This is a genomic window from Microcystis protocystis FBCC-A270, from assembly GCF_050500235.1.
In the GTDB taxonomy this organism is placed as follows: Bacteria; Cyanobacteriota; Cyanobacteriia; order Cyanobacteriales; family Microcystaceae; genus Microcystis; species Microcystis ichthyoblabe_A.
The window spans coordinates 1,783,264-1,799,208 of sequence record NZ_CP191407.1 but is presented as its reverse complement, the minus strand read 5'-3'; the positions used below and the strand labels follow the sequence as shown (position 1 = coordinate 1,799,208).

Sequence of the window (15,945 nt, the reverse complement as noted above, 5' to 3'; positions counted from 1 at the left end):
GTTTCTACCTAAAGATAGATTTAAAGAGCGGCGATTTTGTTTAAAATCGCAGTGGGAGGTAGGGCAATTTTAAAAACGTTTAAAATTCCTCTAACAATCCATGCACAGCTGCCCGATTTGTTCGGGAATTACCCTTCGTCACCTTGTAGCTAGTCGTGCCTACTGGTATTGTCCTCACTGTCGTCAGGAGGTTCCTAACTTCCTTGATTGCTCCATTCCGGCTCTCTTGGGTTTGGTGGGTAAAATGTATTCTAAGATACATTCTTCCTAGCGAGGGGGTGGAACGAACCACAAAGACACAAAGGACACAAAGACTGATCAATCCTATGTAAGTTAAACTTATCACACAGAACCTAGAAGAGCCCCATTCCTCGCAGGGTAGATCGAGTTAGAGCGGAAAAAACAGTCTAGATTTTTAAGTTGGTAGATGGCAATAATATCTGTGGGATGTGTTAATTTTTAACACATCCCACTTTACCTGTCTAGACATCCCGAGGATTGAGATGGATCATTTCCCAAGTCACATAGGTACCGATCGGACTCCAAATCAGGTAGGGTAGGAGTAGGATGCCCGCCCAAGAAGAAACAGGGAAAACCAAGAGCGCCAGAAGACAACCCAAGAAAAAACCCGTACCTCCGATAATCGTTCCCGCTTTGAGACTGCGTAGTTTACAGGTGACGGGAGTATAGGCACTAATAGTCAATTCCACCAACAGATAAAAAGCCATCAAAAACCAGCGATTAGCCGGTTGAGCTTCCCAGACTAAATAAGCAGAAATTGCGCCACAAATATAGATAATTGTCCAGATAAGAGGGATTAATCTTTCAAAGCTTAACCAATCGGGACGACGCAAACGCGCAAACCAACGCACATCGCGAGAATTGAGTAATCCCCCAGCTAACGCTACCAAAAATCCCACGACACCGATAAGCAACCAAGAGGGAATCATGATTTTAAGCTATCCTCCGCTAATTTTGGCTTTGTAACCCGATTCAATGAGAATTTGTAGAATTTTTTGGCGATGATCTCCTTGGATCTCAATGGCATTTTCTTTCACTGTACCACCCGTTCCGCAAGCAGTTTTTAACTGTTTTAATAATTTCGTCAGAGTTTCGGTTTGGCATTGAAAACCTGTAACCATGGTAACGGTTTTTCCCGCACGACCAGAGCGGGAGGTTTGTACTCGCAAATTCTGCTGATTTGGGGGTAATTCAGGGATGGAACGCTCAAAAGCTTGAGAATTGCTTTGATCTCCAAATTCCTGATAGGCAATCCGGTTTTTTTCTTTTGATTTACTCATATAGCAATTATCATACTGGGTTTGGGGTTTGGGGGTTTTTCAGTAAACAGTAAACAGTAATCAGTGAACTGAAAACCAGCATCTGATAACTGATAACTGATTCAAAGCTGACTGCTGATAGCTCTTAATTGGTTGGACTGGCAGCGCATTTGATTAAGTTCAGCTGCCGACATTCGATCGAGATGACCTAAAATCATATTAACTCGACCTTGGGATTTTAATTTTTCTCGATGTCGTGCCAAAAAATCCCAGTAAAGAAAGTTAAAAGGACAGGCTAAATCCCCGACTCGTTCATTTTTTTTATACAGACAACCCCGACAATAATCACTCATTTTATCAATATAGTTGGCCGAGGAAGCGTAGGGTTTAGAAGCGAGAATTCCCCCATCGGCAAATTGTCCCATTCCCAGTACATTAGTCTGCATTACCCAATCGTAGGCATCGATAAAAACACTATGAAACCAGTTTTCAATCTCTTGGGGAGAGCAACCAAAAATTAAGGCAAAATTGCTCAAAATCATTAATCTTTGAATATGATGGGCATAACCAGTATTTTCCACCTGTGATAATACTTGTTTGAGGCAATTCATCTCGGTTTGGTTACTATCCCAAAAGAAAGCCGGTAAGGGTTGTTGATGTTCAAACCAATTATGATTAGCGTAATCTTCTCCCAAATAATGATAAATACCCTGCATATATTCCCGCCATCCCAACACCTGACGGATAAATCCTTCGATGCTATTTAGGGCTAAATTATCTTTTTTATAGGCAATTTCTGCCCCTTGAATCACTTCCAACGGCGTTAGTAATCCTAGATTAAGATAGGGAGATAATAGGGAATGCCAGAGGGTTTCTTCTCCCGTTACCATCGCATCTTGGTAGGGTCCAAAGTTGGGCAGACAATTAGTAATAAAATGCTCCAAAACCTGTAAAGCTTGTCTGCGGTTTACTGCCCAGGGAAAAGGTTTGATTTTTCCATATTTAGGAATATCTAAAGCTTCCACATCAGCGATAACCTGAAGGGTAATTTCATCGGGTTCAAACCAAAGAGGAGCAGCAGTTTTTAATCCATCCTTGGGCGGTTTGCGGTTTTGTTTATCAAAGTTCCATTGTCCTCCTATGGGTTGATTATCCTCGATTAAAATCTGCCATTTTTTGCGACTTTCTCGATAGAAATCCTCTAGTAATAGTCTTTTACGAGATTTAGCCCAATTATTAAAATCTGTCCTAGTCCAGAGAAAGTGATTATTATCAATTAGGGTTATAACACAGTCTAAATTAAGATTTTTGATTAATCTAAGAAAAGGTAAATCATTAGGCATCATAATCTGTAATTCTTTAATACCTAATCGTTTAATCCAAGCAGATAAAATCGGCTCAAAATCTTCAGTAACTTCGTAGGTTACAGACCATCCTAAAGTTTTTAATTCTTCGGCAAAATGACGCATCGCCGACCAGATTAAAACTAATTTTTGCTGATGATAGGGTCTTTGTCGAATATGATTGTGGGATTCAATTAAAATAACCGGCGTTTCCTGTGCATAGGCTTGACGATTAGCTAAGGCCGCTTGTCCTGTCCATAATTGATCACCTAAAATCCAAATACCAATGGTCATAATTATTTCATTGCCTCGACTATTCCCCCGTATTTTTTAGCCATAATATCCGCCATTTCCCGAGCAGAAAATTTACTGGCTTTGTCGATGCTGGGGGTAAATGTCCCCGTAGGGGTTAAATAATGGGTAAATACCCCGACTTTTTTGCTAATAATCCACATATTTCTTGAAGTCAAAAATCAAAAAGGGGATGGGAAGTGGGGTGTGGGGTGTGGGGTGTTTTCTCAGTGAACTGATAACTGATAACTGATAACTGATTAGGTTTTTGTCCTGAGACTTTGGGCGCTTAGATAAAGTTTCGTCCATTCTTTGACCACTTGCGTGCGTTTACAGTTTAATTCGCCAGCGATTTCCTCAAGGGTTTTACCCGCTTTTAAGCCATCGATAACGCTTTTACCCGTGGGAGACAGGCCAGCATAGTAACTTTGCCATTGACTGAGAGTTAAGCCAAAATTATGCTCTTTCGGGCTGATTTCTAACCATTCAGCGATTAATTCTGTCCCTTCCTTGAGGGCAAAAACCTTAATCGCATGATAGCCAACTTTTTCCCGGAGACGATAAATCCGTTGGACGGGAATATTCATCGCCAAGGCGATCTCATCTTGGCTTTCGCCTCCTAGATAGAGGTTAAACCAAGTCACCGCCTCCCGACTAACATTTTCCCCTAGATACTTGGCAAAACTCTCTTGAACTTTTGCCCGTTGAATTTGCGCTTCTTGGGAAGTGCGTTGATCTTCGTAGGTAGCGATCGCATTTTGATCCAGTAAACTTAAGCTAGTTTCCCCCTCATCGCCACTAATTTCATCGGAGAGAATCCGGATCATTTCTTGCTGCGGCACGTTAGTAATACCGCTTCTCGATTGACGACGGAGATAATTAACAAAACGATAGGCTAACAGGGGTTGATTGCGGATCGGACGCAGAGCGTATTCCTCTAGGGTGGCTAACAGCAGCTGATCACGAGTAGCTTGATCGTTGGTACAACGAGCGATCCATGCTAACTGGGATTGCAGATAGCGATCGCTATTTAACATTTCTTGAATAATTTCTTGCAAGACATCGGCCACCGCTTGCCGACGATCGCGACTTAAGGAAACCCAAGTGCGAATTTTTTGCCGGAGAGTGACACAAGCACCGAGACGATCGATCAGGTTACGATAGGCGCGGGTGGGACTAACTTTGAGATAGCGTTGCCGTAAAATTTGCCAAAGATAGACTAATCCCCGTTTAGCGATTTCTAAATCTCTCTCATCTAAATTTTCCCAACGTTGGCTATCTTCACCGAGTAACCAATTGATAATGGTATCCCGTTGGCGATCGGTTAAGGAATCCTCTGTTTGAGAGAGGCGATCTTGCCATTGTTGCCTTAACTCGTCGATTATTGTCGTCATCGAAAAATTGAGTTCCAAACCCCGTCTTTTTAGGACGGCTTTAGTTTGAATATTAGCGCATTTACACGATATATGCTAAAACCTGAGCCATGGAGAAAGCCGATCGCACCGATTTTACCCAACACCCGACTAGAACGAACTAATCAATTAAGTCTTTGGCCAGATAATGATTTAGTCGATTTATGCCCCCCGATCAAACCATACCAAGTAACGAAGAGCCACCCTAAAGCAAGCCCTGCAAACCTCGAACTCGGCAATCTAACATCCGAAATGGGATTTCCTCCTTTGGCAACGTTTGGAACTGGATGTGAAGAATAGAATCCTCGGATTAGAGTACAATCATCGCATCGGCTCAAATCGGATCGAGGGAAAGTTCCGATGGTTTGAGTTTCGCCATCATGACAGTCTCTTTCAGCAGCCAACTGGCGAAGTTGCCTGAGAAATGTTCGGCGAGGAATCGGCAAGTGTTATATAAGAAGCGAATTAGAACACAATCTTCGGTGTAAGGACTTGATCGCTTAGGGGGTGATGGAATATTATAAGGATAGGTTTTTTCAGTGAGCCATTCATGCGGATGCGGAGGTTAAGTCCTTAATTTTGATTACGGTTCGACCGAACGCTCAGTAACGTTCTTCTCGGCGATTTGTGACAAAGGGTATTGTGAACAGTTTCTTGGGTAACTAAGCCATGAAAGCCTTGTCCAGACTCCATTTGAAAAGCTATAGATCACAAGAAACCCAAGAAAGCTAAATTGATTCGCATCTGGCTTAAATATGAAAAAAACACTAAGATTACTGACTATTTTATTCATCTTCATACTGTCGCTAGTTATAACTGCGTACCCTGCTTTTGGACAACTAAAGGAAGGTAATTTAATTTGGACGACGAAAAAAGAAGACATATTTTATATTTTAAGAAGTAATAACACTGAACCATCTATATTTCTTGATATTCCAAAAACATTTAATATTGAGGAGAAATATGAGACAGGAATCAATCTGGTTAGTAGTGGGAAATCTATTTTTTGGCTGGATTATGATTATGAGTTTAAAGAAGGTAATGACAATAACATTTCCATGTATGTTTATAAGATGGACATTGATAGTTCTAAACCATCTGTTGTTGTTGATCTTTCTCAAAAAGCCGGGTCTCAAATAGTACGATGGCTTCCTAGTTCTTTAACGACAGACGGGAAGTTTCTTTTTTGGTTAGGACAAAATTTAGAGGGAAAGCCTTTTATTTATAGATCAGATATCAACGGGGATAATTTTTCCATGCTTTTTGAATTTCCCTATGAATCTACAACATTTAAACCTCAGATAAAACATTTAACAACAGATGGAAAATTTATTTATACACATATTGACGGCAATCTTCGTAATCAATCTGGCGGCTTCGGGAAGCCAACCGAACTTCTATTAAAAATAGAAATAAGCAATCCCGTTTTATTAGCCATTGATGCACTGTCGATTTTACGAAACTGGACAGGTGAAGGAGTTTTGTCCATTAATAATTATGAGGATACTTTATTAACAGATGGTAAGTTTTTATACTTTACTATTGGTTTACTTAATCCTAATTATGGCGACGGAATTGTTCGTTCTGATTTTGATGGACAAAATCCATCAATGATTGCTGAGCCTAAATATGGGACTGGTGTAACCAGTATGACTAATAATAAGAATTCACTTTTTTGGGTATTGCGATATTCTAAATTTTTCCAAATTAATCAATCAGCTTTTGATGGCTCATCAAAGTCTGTTTTAATTGAGGTTCCTGTTGAGGATAGTCTCTCTCATCATAGAAGTTATAACATACCATCAAGTATTGCTTTTGTATCGAATAATTATCTAAGCTCACAACTAATAATGGGAGTCGTCATTTTCTTGATAAGTTTGGCAATAATCTTAGGTTTATTATGGATTTTCTCAAAAAACCTATCAAACTCTGACATAAAACAGGAGGCTGAATCAGAAGCTTAAAGCAATCTAATTCGTTATCTGTTAACAATTTTTTTTCTAATTGAATAATCCAGAATCATTTGTAAAAGAGACTATGAAAGACGTATTTATTTGTCATACCAGTGAAGACAAACTCCTGATTGTGGAACCTTTAGTTTCAGGCTTAGAAAAAGCTGACATTACTTTTTGGTATGATCGGGCTGAAATTAAATGGGGAGATAGTATTACAGCCAAAGTAAATGAGGGTTTAAGAATCTCTCGTTTTGTGATCGTTGTCTTGAGCGAAGCTTTTCTAAACAAAAATTTTCCTAAGCGAGAGCTTTTTGCCGTCCTCAATCAGGAAATTTATTCCGACCAAACTAAGGTACTTCCCTTATTTTCAGATAATAAACAAAAACAAAAGGTATTAGAAAGTTTACCGTTACTCAATGATAAACTATACCAAACTTGGAACGGCAATGCAGATACAATTATTGAAGCTCTTTTACCTCACTTGTCAGAAAAAACAACGCTTAAATTTAAAGATCAAAAAAGCGTAAATGATTTTTTAAACAGAGATAAGTTGATTTCTGATAAAGGGGTTAGCTATAGCAAACTTCGCCAACTCCTAGAAGCACAAAGTTGGCTAGAAGCTGATCAGGAAACGATCAGGCTTCTTTATAAAGCTACCGATAAACCAGAATTTACATCAACCTCTCATTTTTCTGTTGTAAAAATTCCCAATGAGGCCTTATCATCAACTGAACTTAAAAGAATATCTGATAATGACTTAATTATTCTTGATAATCTTTGGAAAAAGTATAGCCACAACAAATTTGGTTTGTCCACTCAAGCTCGTATCTATGAACAAGAAGGGGAAGATTACTATGCTTTTGCGAATCGTGTCGGATGGCGAAAAAATGGACGGTGGTTAGGTTACAATGATCTGACTTGGCATTTGGACGCTCCAATCGGTCATTTACCTTGGCTACAGGGGAAAAAAGCATATCCCACAGAAAAGCAAATGAGAGACTTCCATTTTAGTGCTTGGACATTGAATTTAGGTGACAAACATTTTGCCGAAGATACTTTTATTTCAGTTCTCCAGCAAAAAGTAATCAGTATTCCTTTATTACAATTTTAAATTATGTCTCAAAAAATACCTAATTACCTTCGAGCGATCGCCAAATCTCTTGCTTCCGTAGTAGGCCCATTTGGAGTTCCTGTTGAGTTTGTCTTGAGTCTTTATGATGATCAAATAGAGAACTCCCGTGAGGCCAAACTAGATGCAATGATTGCCGAAGGTCAAAGCCTTACTCGTAAGTCTCTTGATGCTATCTTTGAGACAAAAACTGAAATAAAAGAATTACGAGAACAATTTATTTTAGGAATACAATTTTGTTTTACTATTCTTATGCAAAATCAAGAATTATTGCAAAATTCTGAAAATTTTGAAGATAAGTTTTCACTTTTACTTGATCGACAAAAGGAAAAACTTGAGGAAGCTGGTTTTTTGACCAAAGATGTTTTGGTAAAGGAATTGTCAGAACTTTACGGAGCAGATAGCGAACTATTTAAAGCAACTGTTGGGTCAGCAGGGTTTCCTTTAGCAACAATTCCTCAAAATCAAGCACCCAAAGTTATTGTCTTTCAATTTATTAATCGTTGTTATACTTTGAAACTTAACGATCAGTTTAAAATATTTAAAGCACTACATAAAGAAAATCCAAATAGTAAAGTTTTGCAATTGGTGAGTGCTTTGCTACAAGAAAAATCCTCAAACCAAATATAGCAGTTAAACATTTAATTTATGAATACTCCTTTTGAATCTTATTTAGGCTCTCTCAAAAATCAAATTATTAGAGATTTAATTTCTCTCTATGAATCTAACCCTTCTCTTTTTATTGCTATCATTTGGGAAGGGGGATTTTCTACAGCAAATTTGAGGAATGAACAAACTTTACGGATTATCATTCAAGACTTTATTTGTCAATGTAATTCTCTTAATATTCTGCAATTACGACAAGTATTCACCAAATTATGTGAAGAAAATCCAGGCTGTGAATCACTAAGAAAAGCGAGGAATTCACTTTATCAAAACTTTGATTACGTCAATAGCAACGAAGATTGCATCACTAAATACTTAGTAAAAGTCAAACCAAAACTTATCAGTCAAGGTTGCTCATCCATTTACAATGATATTATCTATGATGGCAAAGTTTTTAAACAAGTAGCTAAGGCAGCTAGTTTTAAAACATCAATTGGTGGTCTGCCAATGAGAGGAGAAGCTTTTTTTATCTTTTCCTATTTTTCTTCTGTTAATGATAACTCATTAAGAGAGTTTGCAACGAATTGTTTCAATTACGCCAAAAAAAACTCTAACTTTTCTAGTATTTTACAAACTGTTTTTAACTTGAAGATACCTACAAATATTTGTTTTTCTATCTCTATGACAAACTTCATAGATGAGAAAACAAAACAACAAATTACAGAGACAAATCCCTTTGAAGAAACGGTAGATCTTCTATGGTATATTGTACCAATTGTTTACACTCTTAATGAAAAGCAAGTTTATTTTTACGAAGAAGTGTTAGAGTCTAAACCTTGGGAGTTTTTCAGAGGTGAAATAGTATGGAAAGAACTCAGGAAAATTATCAAACAAACTTTAAGTGACTGAGATAAACAGTTAAACCATAATCAGGTAGAGAACTGGAGTTTCACTGGCACGATGGCCTCCAGTAAACTTATTGAGAACTTGATAACGTTTTATTATAAAATTCGGCCTTAACATTATCATTAAATTCAGGACTTTCTAGATAAGAACTAACTTCAATTACCCCAACTTTATTAATACTTTGTGGAACGTTTTCAAAAGTAATAATAACCTCAATAGGAGTATCTTTAATCAAAATATTGTCGGCTTGATAAGTGCCAGAATTACTGCCAAAATCCACTTTGGTTGCAATTAGTTCTTTGCCATCCTCAATGATTCGACTTCTATTGTTAGAATTATAATTTCCGTGTATATAGAGCTTGTTTTTATCTTGTGTACTTGTCACCAAAAGAGAACACTTAATATTTTGAAGTGTTGAAGAAATTGCTGATCTTTGGCATTCTTTGAACTGAAAAATTAAAGATTGGACTTTAACAATCTTATCCGTATTAAAAGAAGACGGCTCTGACACAGTTTCATTATCAGGTGCGAATGAAGCCGAGGGACTGGGTACATTTGAACCTTTTAAAGATTGATTTTCATCTTCAAGCTCTTTTATTTTTCTTTGCAAATCTTTGTTTTCCGACTCAAGTGTATTTAATTTTTCTGATAACTGAACTAAATCGGAATTGCTAGATTGCTGAAAAAAACTGGAAATCCATTCCTTAAATTTATAGCCGCCAAAAGCAGATAAGGGAATAGTTAAAACTAATAAAACAGAAGCAAATATTAGGTAATTTTTTCTTTGTTGTTTTTTAAATTCTTTATTCACTTGTCTGCGAACCTCCTCAATGTCATTATCCATTAATAAGTCAGATAATCCTAGTTCTTGAAGACTCTCTTTAACAGCATCAAGAGTGATAACCTCTTGATTATACTGTTTTCTATAGGAAAGTCGTTCAATCAATTTTTTAAACTCATCATCACTTAAACCATCCTTCAAAACCATAAGTTTTACCCTAAATTGTAATAAAAATAAATGTCCGTCATTATTTTGTATAACACTTTCTACGGTAACGATATGGGTCAACTTTCTGTATATCCATCTATTTTAGTGCAATCGCAAGAAAAATTTCCCCATATCATACCCAAAAGCGTGTTAGCCATAGCACATTGCCAAAAACCTTGTTTAACTAAATTCCTGACAATAGGCTGAAATAACACGAGTTTTCTGGTGTTATAACAACTATTCTTCAATCTGACCGCACCTCTTGACAAAAATTTACAATTATTCGACCCTTAGCGATCGCTATCGGTAGATAGAATGTGCGTGGTGCGTTACCCAAAATCGATCGGTGGAGCAGTAGGACTTGCATTAGGGAACGCACCCTACGGCTGCAATTCAGAGAGTTGATTTTCATTGGATGCCAAGCAAACAGTCTTCAAGGCCCGCACACCGGCATTTGCAATTTCTTGTGGTACTGGTTTTAGTTCCATAGATAGGTCTTCTTAAAAATACTTAATAGGGTGGGTTTTCTATACCACTACAATCGTAGCACAAAGCCGTCCTAAAAGGACGGGGTTTTAAACCCAAATTTTCGATAACCTTCATTATTAATAAATCCCGAAAATATTGCCCTTAATTAGCTTTAACTTTCTGCCCGATTGTATCGGCAGTGGTAGTGGAAACCATGGCCGCCATAACTTGTTCCGGGGAAACCGTAAAAGGCAGACGATGAATGTCCGAATTAGGCTGACAGGCAATTGCGGCCGCGTGGCGCAACTGGGCAAGGGAAACATCTTTTAATCCTAAATCCTCTAGGGATTTCGGTAAACCAATTTGTTCATAAAACTGGATTAGTTGCCCCCGGGCCGATACTGCTAATTGATTACCCAAAACTATTTCTTCTAGACGCAATTGGGCGAGAATTCCGTAGGCGACTTTTTCCCCGTGGAGCGCGTGATGGCAAGCGGGAATATGGGTTAAACCATTATGAATTGCATGGGCGGCCACGGTACGACAATTAGCGCCCCCTAAACCACCAATTACTCCGGCTAATAAAACGGTGGCATCTACCACCTGTTTCCAGTCCTCCCCGCCGATATTTTCCAGGGCTGCTGGGGATTTTTGGAAAAGAATATCCCGCAAAACCCGGGCCTGTTGGACAGCGGCAATGATCAGGGTTTCTGTGGAATGACCGCTACTGACGGAAGCTTCGTACCATTTAGCGATCGCATCGCCAATACCGGCGATTAAGGTTCTTTTCGGGGCAGTTTGGATAATACCGTAATCGAGAATTAATAAATCCGGACAACGGGCTAGGGACAGATCGTAAAGAAACGCCCCCGCGTCGGAATAGACGTTAGATAGGGCTGTCCAAGCGGCACAAGTGGCGGCGGAGGTGGGAATCGTGGCGATCGGCAAATGGCACTGATGGGCGAGTAATTTGGCCGTATCGAGGGCCTTGCCGCCACCCACACCGATGATAAAATCTGCCTCATGACTCTTGACAGATGCCTTTAAATATGCTAAGGAATTTTCCGAACAATCGGGGGCGTAACTGTGATAGCTGGGGGTGAGATTTTTCAGGGGAGATGACAAAAAAGCTAAATTGCAATCGCCGCCCACCACCAGGGGACGTTTGCCCAAATCCGCTAACTTGCCGGTGGATTCTTCTAGGGCATTGTCACCCCGAATCACTTGTGCGGGGGCGATTAACAGGGGCAAAACAGCGACAGCATTGGACATTTTTTGACAACCTCAAGGATTATTGGCTAATTTTAGCGAAACTTTCGGGAAAAAGCTGTAGTTCAGGAGTATTATCCCCCGGGGCGGAGAAGGATTTTTTAATCTGTCCCAGGTACAAAGGAGCGGATAAACCGGGCTGAGGGTGAACCAGAGTGCGAGCGCTAATGATAAATTGATTATTACCGCCAGCACCGGCGCGACCGGAGGAAAACAAGTCACTAGCGGCTTGTTTTAGGGTTGCTTCCACCTGCTCGGGAGTAACAGTATTGGGCAGGGAGATAACAGCTTGATTAGCTCCGTTATCATAGACAAGGGAGAATCTCACCGCTCCAGGAATTTCGGTACGGGTAAATAATCCTAACCCAAGACCGAAAATCCCCACCGTCAACACAGCCATAAAGCTAGTGATACCGACGAGACGAAAGCGGATTCCCCAACCGACGAGAAAAGCGATAATCGTAAGTACCAAAAAAACCAGCGTGGCAATACCAGACCATTGGGTGTATTTGGCGAAGTTCAGGGGAATGTCCATATTTTCTATAATACTAATTCTATGAAAACGGTTAGCATAAACCATTGTACCTATCCTGTTGTCGAAACTTTCCATTCCGTGCAGGGCGAGGGCTTTTGGACGGGAAGCAATGCTTTTTTCCTCCGTTTGGGAGGTTGCGATGTCTATTGTCCTTGGTGCGACCAAAAAGAGTCTTGGAATGCCCACCGTTATCCCCAAAAATCCCTGGGGGAATTGGTTGAGATGGCAAAAGGGGCTAACCCCGCTATGGTGGTGATTACCGGGGGTGAACCTTTGATGCACAATCTTGATCCTTTGACCAAGGAATTAAAAAATCAGGGTTTACGGGTACATTTAGAAACTTCTGGCGCTCATCCTTTTACTGGGGTTTTCGATTGGGTGACTTTTTCTCCTAAAACTTATAAAATGCCCGATCCTAGTATTTATGCACAGGTGAATGAGTTAAAAATTGTCGTGGCTCATCCAGAGGATTTAGACTGGGCAGCTATGCAGGAAAGTAAGTTATCGGAAGGGGTGATTAAATATCTACAACCCGAATGGAATACAGCAGAAAGCAAAGAGTTAGTCTTTAATTATGTTCTTCGGCATCCCCAATGGCGTCTCAGTCTCCAAACCCATAAGTTTTTAGGAGTCCGCTAACTGATAACTGATAACTGATAACTGATAACTCAGGTTAACTAACTATTTTTCGCCTCTAATTTGGTCAAACGACTTTTAAGTTCCTGATTTTCCTGTTTCATTTTTTCTAATTCCTCGCGAATTTCCTGAATTGCTTTGTCGGAACCTAATTTTTTCTGGACTTTTTGTACTGCTTCCTCCGCTACACGACGAACGCGACCATCGGGAGTTCGATCGCTCAAAGCTTGTAAAATAGCGATAGCTTTGGCATTTTCTATCTGTCCTAAAGCGTTACACACTGCCACTTGTGTCAAGAAAAAAGTTTCCTTGGCAATGGTTTCTAAACGTTCCAAAATTACGGTTAATTTGTCGGTGGTTTGTCCGGAAGAAATCGCTCCTAGGGCGCGGATAGCGCCTAATCTCAGGGGTTGAGGTGTGCCTAAAGCCGTGTAGGTCAAAATTGACTCCAAAGCCGCCGGCGAGGTTTTTAACTGGCTTAAACCGCCAATTGCACCCGCTCTTACTACCTCATTCCACCCCTTTCTTGACTGTAAAATATGATTGAGCAGGTCAATAATTTCCCCTTCTTGATTTTGCAATTGTCCCACGGCCATGGAGCCTAATCCTCGCGCTGTGGCCGCTTCCACATAATAACTAGCATCTCCAGTTTCTAATCGGGATTTAAGCGCGTTATAACTATCTAAGGTTTTAATTTCACTTAATCCCTCGACAACTGCCCGACGTACTTGGGCTTTTTCGTCGTTTAAACCTTTAATTAAAGCAGTAACTGCCTGATCTAAACCAAGAGTTGCTAACTGTTTGGCAACCTCCACACGCACCCCCCAAAAAGGCTCATTTTCTAGGGATGTCCCTAAAGCTTCGATCGCTTCTAAACTGCCTTTTTTAGCAATGGCCGTCGCTGCATAGATACGGGAAATTGGATCGGGATCCTGTTGTAATTGCGCTTTTAATTCGCCTATGGGATACTCAAGAGTGACGGTTTTGAGGAAATTATTACCCCGATCGAACTTGACAAAATCGGGCTTTTGTGCTAGGGTAAAATAGAAACTTTGTTCTTTTTGGTGAATCCGCAGATTGTAGGTAATATCCTCAGAGTTGAGATAGGCAAAAGCGACGGGAATTTTCAAGTCGAATAGTTCCTTTTCGTCCTGGGTTTGGGTGACAGTTAATTGGGCTAAATTATTCTGATTGTCCCAACTGTAGGCCACCTTATAATCGGGATGACCACCGCGATAAACGTACTGATCAAAGAGGAATAATAAATTGTACCCGGTCGCTTTTTCGATCGCCCGTAATAAGTCCACGGTTTCTACGGTTTTATGGGCATTATCCCGCACAAAAGTATGAATCGCTTTTTCGAATAAATCTTCCCCTAAAATAGAGCGGATCATGTGATAAACACAAGCAGCTTTTTCGTAGAGATGACAATCATAAAGTTCGATCGCTTCTCGATAAACATGAGTAACAATCGGACGACGATAGCGGGAAGTATCTTCTTCTAAATAACTTCTTGCTTCCCCTAATAAATAATAACTAGCATCAGCTTTTCCGTATTCCGATTCTGTCCATAAAACCTCAGAATAGGAAGCCATTCCCTCTTTAATCCAAGCGTGAGACCAGTGTTTAATCACCACTAAATCACCGAACCATTGATGAGCTAATTCATGGGCAACTAAGCTTTCTGTCCAAGTATGATCGATGCTGGCTCTTTGATCAATTAAACAGCGATCGGTTAAAATTGTGGTGGAAGTATTTTCCATCCCACCAAAAATAAAATCATCTACACAAACTTGCGCGTATTTGGGATAGGGATAGGGATAACCAAACTTTTGGCTAAAAAACTCGATCATGCGGGTAGTTTTACCCATACTTCTTTGTCCCTCTTCTTCCCGTCCTTTTTCCACATAATAAGTGACAGGAACACCATTCCATGAGTCGCATAATTCGGCAAAATCTCCCACCGCAAGAGTCATTAAATAGGTAGGATGAATTTGCTTTTGTGACCAGTGATAAATTCTGTCTTCACCAACGGGTTCCACTGAGATTAATTCCCCGTTAGAAACAGCCATATAGGGTTGGGGAATTTTAACCCGAATTTCAGAAGTGACTAATTGGCCAGGGTAATCAAAACAGGGAAACCAAAAGCGAGAATCTTCCTCTTCTCCCTGGGTCCAAACTTGCATCGGTTTATCGGGATAGTATTCGTCGGGTCTGATAAAATATAATCCACGTTGCGGTTGCTTAACCTGATAGTTAATCGTCAGGATAATCGGTTTATCGGTGGTGGGTTGTAGCAGATGAATGGTCAGAAGAGAACGATCATAGTCAAAGGGTTGACTGATACCTTCAATGAACACAGAATTAATATTTAGATCCACCGCATCCAGAGTTAAACTGCTAATTCCCTGACGAATGGGGGTGAGGGTAATCTGACAGCTGCCCTGAAAACTTTGTCGGGGAATATCAATAATTAAATCGAGAAAAATATGATTAACTTGTCCGGGTCGATCGGGGTTATAATGGGGTTTAGCCCCGGGTAATTCAAAGGGTTGACGCTGATTATTTTCCGTGTCGATGGTGAGATGAGACATATTAGCCCTAACTTGCTGATTTTTGTCCGGTAAACTTAAATTAACACGATCGGTCGTCCCTTTCCTTGCTAACAATAATCCCACCCCTATGAATCTCCCCTCCTTTCTCTGGTTATGGAAAATTGCCGCTTGGTCGATGGGATTTACCCTCTTTGCCTATTTTTTACTGGCAGTTTCGGGGGTAAACATGGGTTATCGACGACTTGCGGGCCAATCTCGACCGAAATGGTTAAGACCCTTTCATCTCCTCAGCGGCCTGATCATGGTTGCTTTGGTCTTAATTCTGCTGGGAATCGGATTAGTGGGAACAATCGGTCATTATGGCAGTTTAGGCCACTCTTCCCACCTGATAGCGGGTTTATCGGTGGTTTTTCTGGTTTTTGTTTCGGCAATTAGCGGCCTGAACATTACAACTCGTCCACCTCTAGCGCGGTCTCTCCACATCGGCACTAATCTTTTATTGTTTCTGGGTTTTCTTTTTGTTACCCTAACAGGATGGGATGTGGTCCAAAAATATCTACAATAAAAATAGT

Annotated in this window: 15 protein-coding genes; 6 read left to right on the top strand and 9 right to left on the bottom strand. The window is 40.1% G+C overall.

Annotation, left to right across the window (positions count from 1 at the left end; translation table 11 throughout):
• Window positions 1–482: 482 nt before the first annotated feature.
• The 5 genes from ACQY1X_RS08765 to ACQY1X_RS08745 form a co-directional block, all read right to left on the bottom strand.
• Complete coding sequence (locus ACQY1X_RS08765; protein ID WP_002750165.1) at window positions 483–950, bottom strand: TspO/MBR family protein; 468 nt, start codon at window positions 948–950, stop codon at window positions 483–485.
• Between the two features lie 9 nt (window positions 951–959).
• Window positions 960–1,301, bottom strand: coding sequence for a translation initiation factor (locus tag ACQY1X_RS08760; protein ID WP_002740237.1), 342 nt, complete (start codon window positions 1,299–1,301; stop codon window positions 960–962).
• 101 nt (window positions 1,302–1,402) lie between these two features.
• The gene (locus ACQY1X_RS08755) at window positions 1,403–2,917 is read right to left on the bottom strand and encodes a cryptochrome/photolyase family protein (RefSeq protein ID WP_430015598.1); all 1,515 of its coding nucleotides are present in this window, start codon (window positions 2,915–2,917) and stop codon (window positions 1,403–1,405) included.
• 2 nt (window positions 2,918–2,919) lie between these two features.
• A complete protein-coding gene (locus tag ACQY1X_RS08750) occupies window positions 2,920–3,078 on the bottom strand; it encodes a hypothetical protein (protein WP_002776561.1) in 159 nt (52 codons plus the stop codon).
• A 96-nt stretch (window positions 3,079–3,174) separates the two neighbouring features.
• Window positions 3,175–4,308, bottom strand: a complete 1,134-nt coding sequence (locus ACQY1X_RS08745; RefSeq protein WP_430015597.1) for a HetZ-related protein 2 — start codon at window positions 4,306–4,308, stop codon at window positions 3,175–3,177.
• Between the two features lie 773 nt (window positions 4,309–5,081).
• On the opposite strand from ACQY1X_RS08745, the gene ACQY1X_RS08740 reads away from it, so the two are divergent.
• The 4 genes from ACQY1X_RS08740 (at window position 5,082) to ACQY1X_RS08725 (ending at window position 8,925) form a co-directional block, all read left to right on the top strand.
• Entirely contained in the window at window positions 5,082–6,290 is a 1,209-nt protein-coding gene (locus tag ACQY1X_RS08740) for a hypothetical protein (RefSeq protein WP_002739520.1), read from the top strand.
• A gap of 73 nt (window positions 6,291–6,363) precedes the next feature.
• Window positions 6,364–7,392, top strand: a complete 1,029-nt coding sequence (locus ACQY1X_RS08735; protein ID WP_002750179.1) for a GUN4 domain-containing protein — start codon at window positions 6,364–6,366, stop codon at window positions 7,390–7,392.
• 3 nt (window positions 7,393–7,395) lie between these two features.
• Window positions 7,396–8,040 carry a hypothetical protein gene (locus ACQY1X_RS08730; RefSeq protein ID WP_002739853.1) on the top strand — a complete coding sequence of 215 codons (645 nt, stop codon included), beginning with the start codon at window positions 7,396–7,398 and terminating at the stop codon, window positions 8,038–8,040.
• Between the two features lie 18 nt (window positions 8,041–8,058).
• A complete protein-coding gene (locus ACQY1X_RS08725; RefSeq protein WP_002739646.1) occupies window positions 8,059–8,925 on the top strand; it encodes a hypothetical protein in 867 nt (288 codons plus the stop codon).
• A gap of 67 nt (window positions 8,926–8,992) precedes the next feature.
• On the opposite strand, the gene ACQY1X_RS08720 is transcribed toward ACQY1X_RS08725, so the two are convergent.
• The 3 genes from ACQY1X_RS08720 to ACQY1X_RS08710 all read right to left on the bottom strand — a co-directional run bounded on the left by ACQY1X_RS08720 (window position 8,993) and on the right by ACQY1X_RS08710 (window position 12,227).
• Window positions 8,993–9,991: a hypothetical protein gene (locus ACQY1X_RS08720; protein WP_430015596.1), complete on the bottom strand. Its 999-nt coding sequence runs from the start codon at window positions 9,989–9,991 to the stop codon at window positions 8,993–8,995.
• 549 nt (window positions 9,992–10,540) lie between these two features.
• On the bottom strand, window positions 10,541–11,650 hold the full coding sequence (locus ACQY1X_RS08715) for an iron-containing alcohol dehydrogenase family protein (RefSeq protein WP_430015595.1): 1,110 nt from the start codon (window positions 11,648–11,650) through the stop codon (window positions 10,541–10,543).
• A gap of 19 nt (window positions 11,651–11,669) precedes the next feature.
• Window positions 11,670–12,227 carry a Ycf51 family protein gene (locus tag ACQY1X_RS08710; protein ID WP_430015594.1) on the bottom strand — a complete coding sequence of 186 codons (558 nt, stop codon included), beginning with the start codon at window positions 12,225–12,227 and terminating at the stop codon, window positions 11,670–11,672.
• Here ACQY1X_RS08710 and ACQY1X_RS08705 point away from each other — a divergent pair.
• Window positions 12,204–12,821 (top strand): 7-carboxy-7-deazaguanine synthase QueE, encoded by a 618-nt coding sequence (locus tag ACQY1X_RS08705; protein ID WP_430015593.1) that lies wholly within the window; start codon window positions 12,204–12,206, stop codon window positions 12,819–12,821. The two genes, ACQY1X_RS08710 and ACQY1X_RS08705, sit on opposite strands and share 24 nt — an antisense overlap.
• A 38-nt stretch (window positions 12,822–12,859) precedes the next feature.
• Here the strand turns inward: ACQY1X_RS08705 and ACQY1X_RS08700 are convergent, their stop codons facing one another.
• The gene (locus tag ACQY1X_RS08700; protein ID WP_430015592.1) at window positions 12,860–15,496 is read right to left on the bottom strand and encodes a M1 family aminopeptidase; all 2,637 of its coding nucleotides are present in this window, start codon (window positions 15,494–15,496) and stop codon (window positions 12,860–12,862) included.
• A 4-nt stretch (window positions 15,497–15,500) separates the two neighbouring features.
• Here ACQY1X_RS08700 and ACQY1X_RS08695 point away from each other — a divergent pair, with 4 nt between their 5' ends.
• Window positions 15,501–15,938 (top strand): DUF4079 domain-containing protein, encoded by a 438-nt coding sequence (locus tag ACQY1X_RS08695; protein WP_045362843.1) that lies wholly within the window; start codon window positions 15,501–15,503, stop codon window positions 15,936–15,938.
• The last annotated feature ends 7 nt before the right edge of the window (window positions 15,939–15,945 follow it).

What these genes read in the sequence shown, in the direction of transcription:
- ACQY1X_RS08765 (WP_002750165.1), bottom strand. Translation starts at nt 950, where the DNA reads ATGATTCCCTCTTGGTTGCTTATCGGTGTCGTGGGATTTTTGGTAGCG.
- ACQY1X_RS08760 (WP_002740237.1), bottom strand. Translation starts at nt 1,301, where the DNA reads ATGAGTAAATCAAAAGAAAAAAACCGGATTGCCTATCAGGAATTTGGA.
- ACQY1X_RS08755 (WP_430015598.1), bottom strand. Translation starts at nt 2,917, where the DNA reads ATGACCATTGGTATTTGGATTTTAGGTGATCAATTATGGACAGGACAA.
- ACQY1X_RS08750 (WP_002776561.1), bottom strand. Translation starts at nt 3,078, where the DNA reads ATGTGGATTATTAGCAAAAAAGTCGGGGTATTTACCCATTATTTAACC.
- ACQY1X_RS08745 (WP_430015597.1), bottom strand. Translation starts at nt 4,308, where the DNA reads ATGACGACAATAATCGACGAGTTAAGGCAACAATGGCAAGATCGCCTC.
- ACQY1X_RS08740 (WP_002739520.1), top strand. Translation starts at nt 5,082, where the DNA reads ATGAAAAAAACACTAAGATTACTGACTATTTTATTCATCTTCATACTG.
- ACQY1X_RS08735 (WP_002750179.1), top strand. Translation starts at nt 6,364, where the DNA reads ATGAAAGACGTATTTATTTGTCATACCAGTGAAGACAAACTCCTGATT.
- ACQY1X_RS08730 (WP_002739853.1), top strand. Translation starts at nt 7,396, where the DNA reads ATGTCTCAAAAAATACCTAATTACCTTCGAGCGATCGCCAAATCTCTT.
- ACQY1X_RS08725 (WP_002739646.1), top strand. Translation starts at nt 8,059, where the DNA reads ATGAATACTCCTTTTGAATCTTATTTAGGCTCTCTCAAAAATCAAATT.
- ACQY1X_RS08715 (WP_430015595.1), bottom strand. Translation starts at nt 11,650, where the DNA reads ATGTCCAATGCTGTCGCTGTTTTGCCCCTGTTAATCGCCCCCGCACAA.
- ACQY1X_RS08705 (WP_430015593.1), top strand. Translation starts at nt 12,204, where the DNA reads ATGAAAACGGTTAGCATAAACCATTGTACCTATCCTGTTGTCGAAACT.
- ACQY1X_RS08710 (WP_430015594.1), bottom strand. Translation starts at nt 12,227, where the DNA reads ATGGTTTATGCTAACCGTTTTCATAGAATTAGTATTATAGAAAATATG.
- ACQY1X_RS08695 (WP_045362843.1), top strand. Translation starts at nt 15,501, where the DNA reads ATGAATCTCCCCTCCTTTCTCTGGTTATGGAAAATTGCCGCTTGGTCG.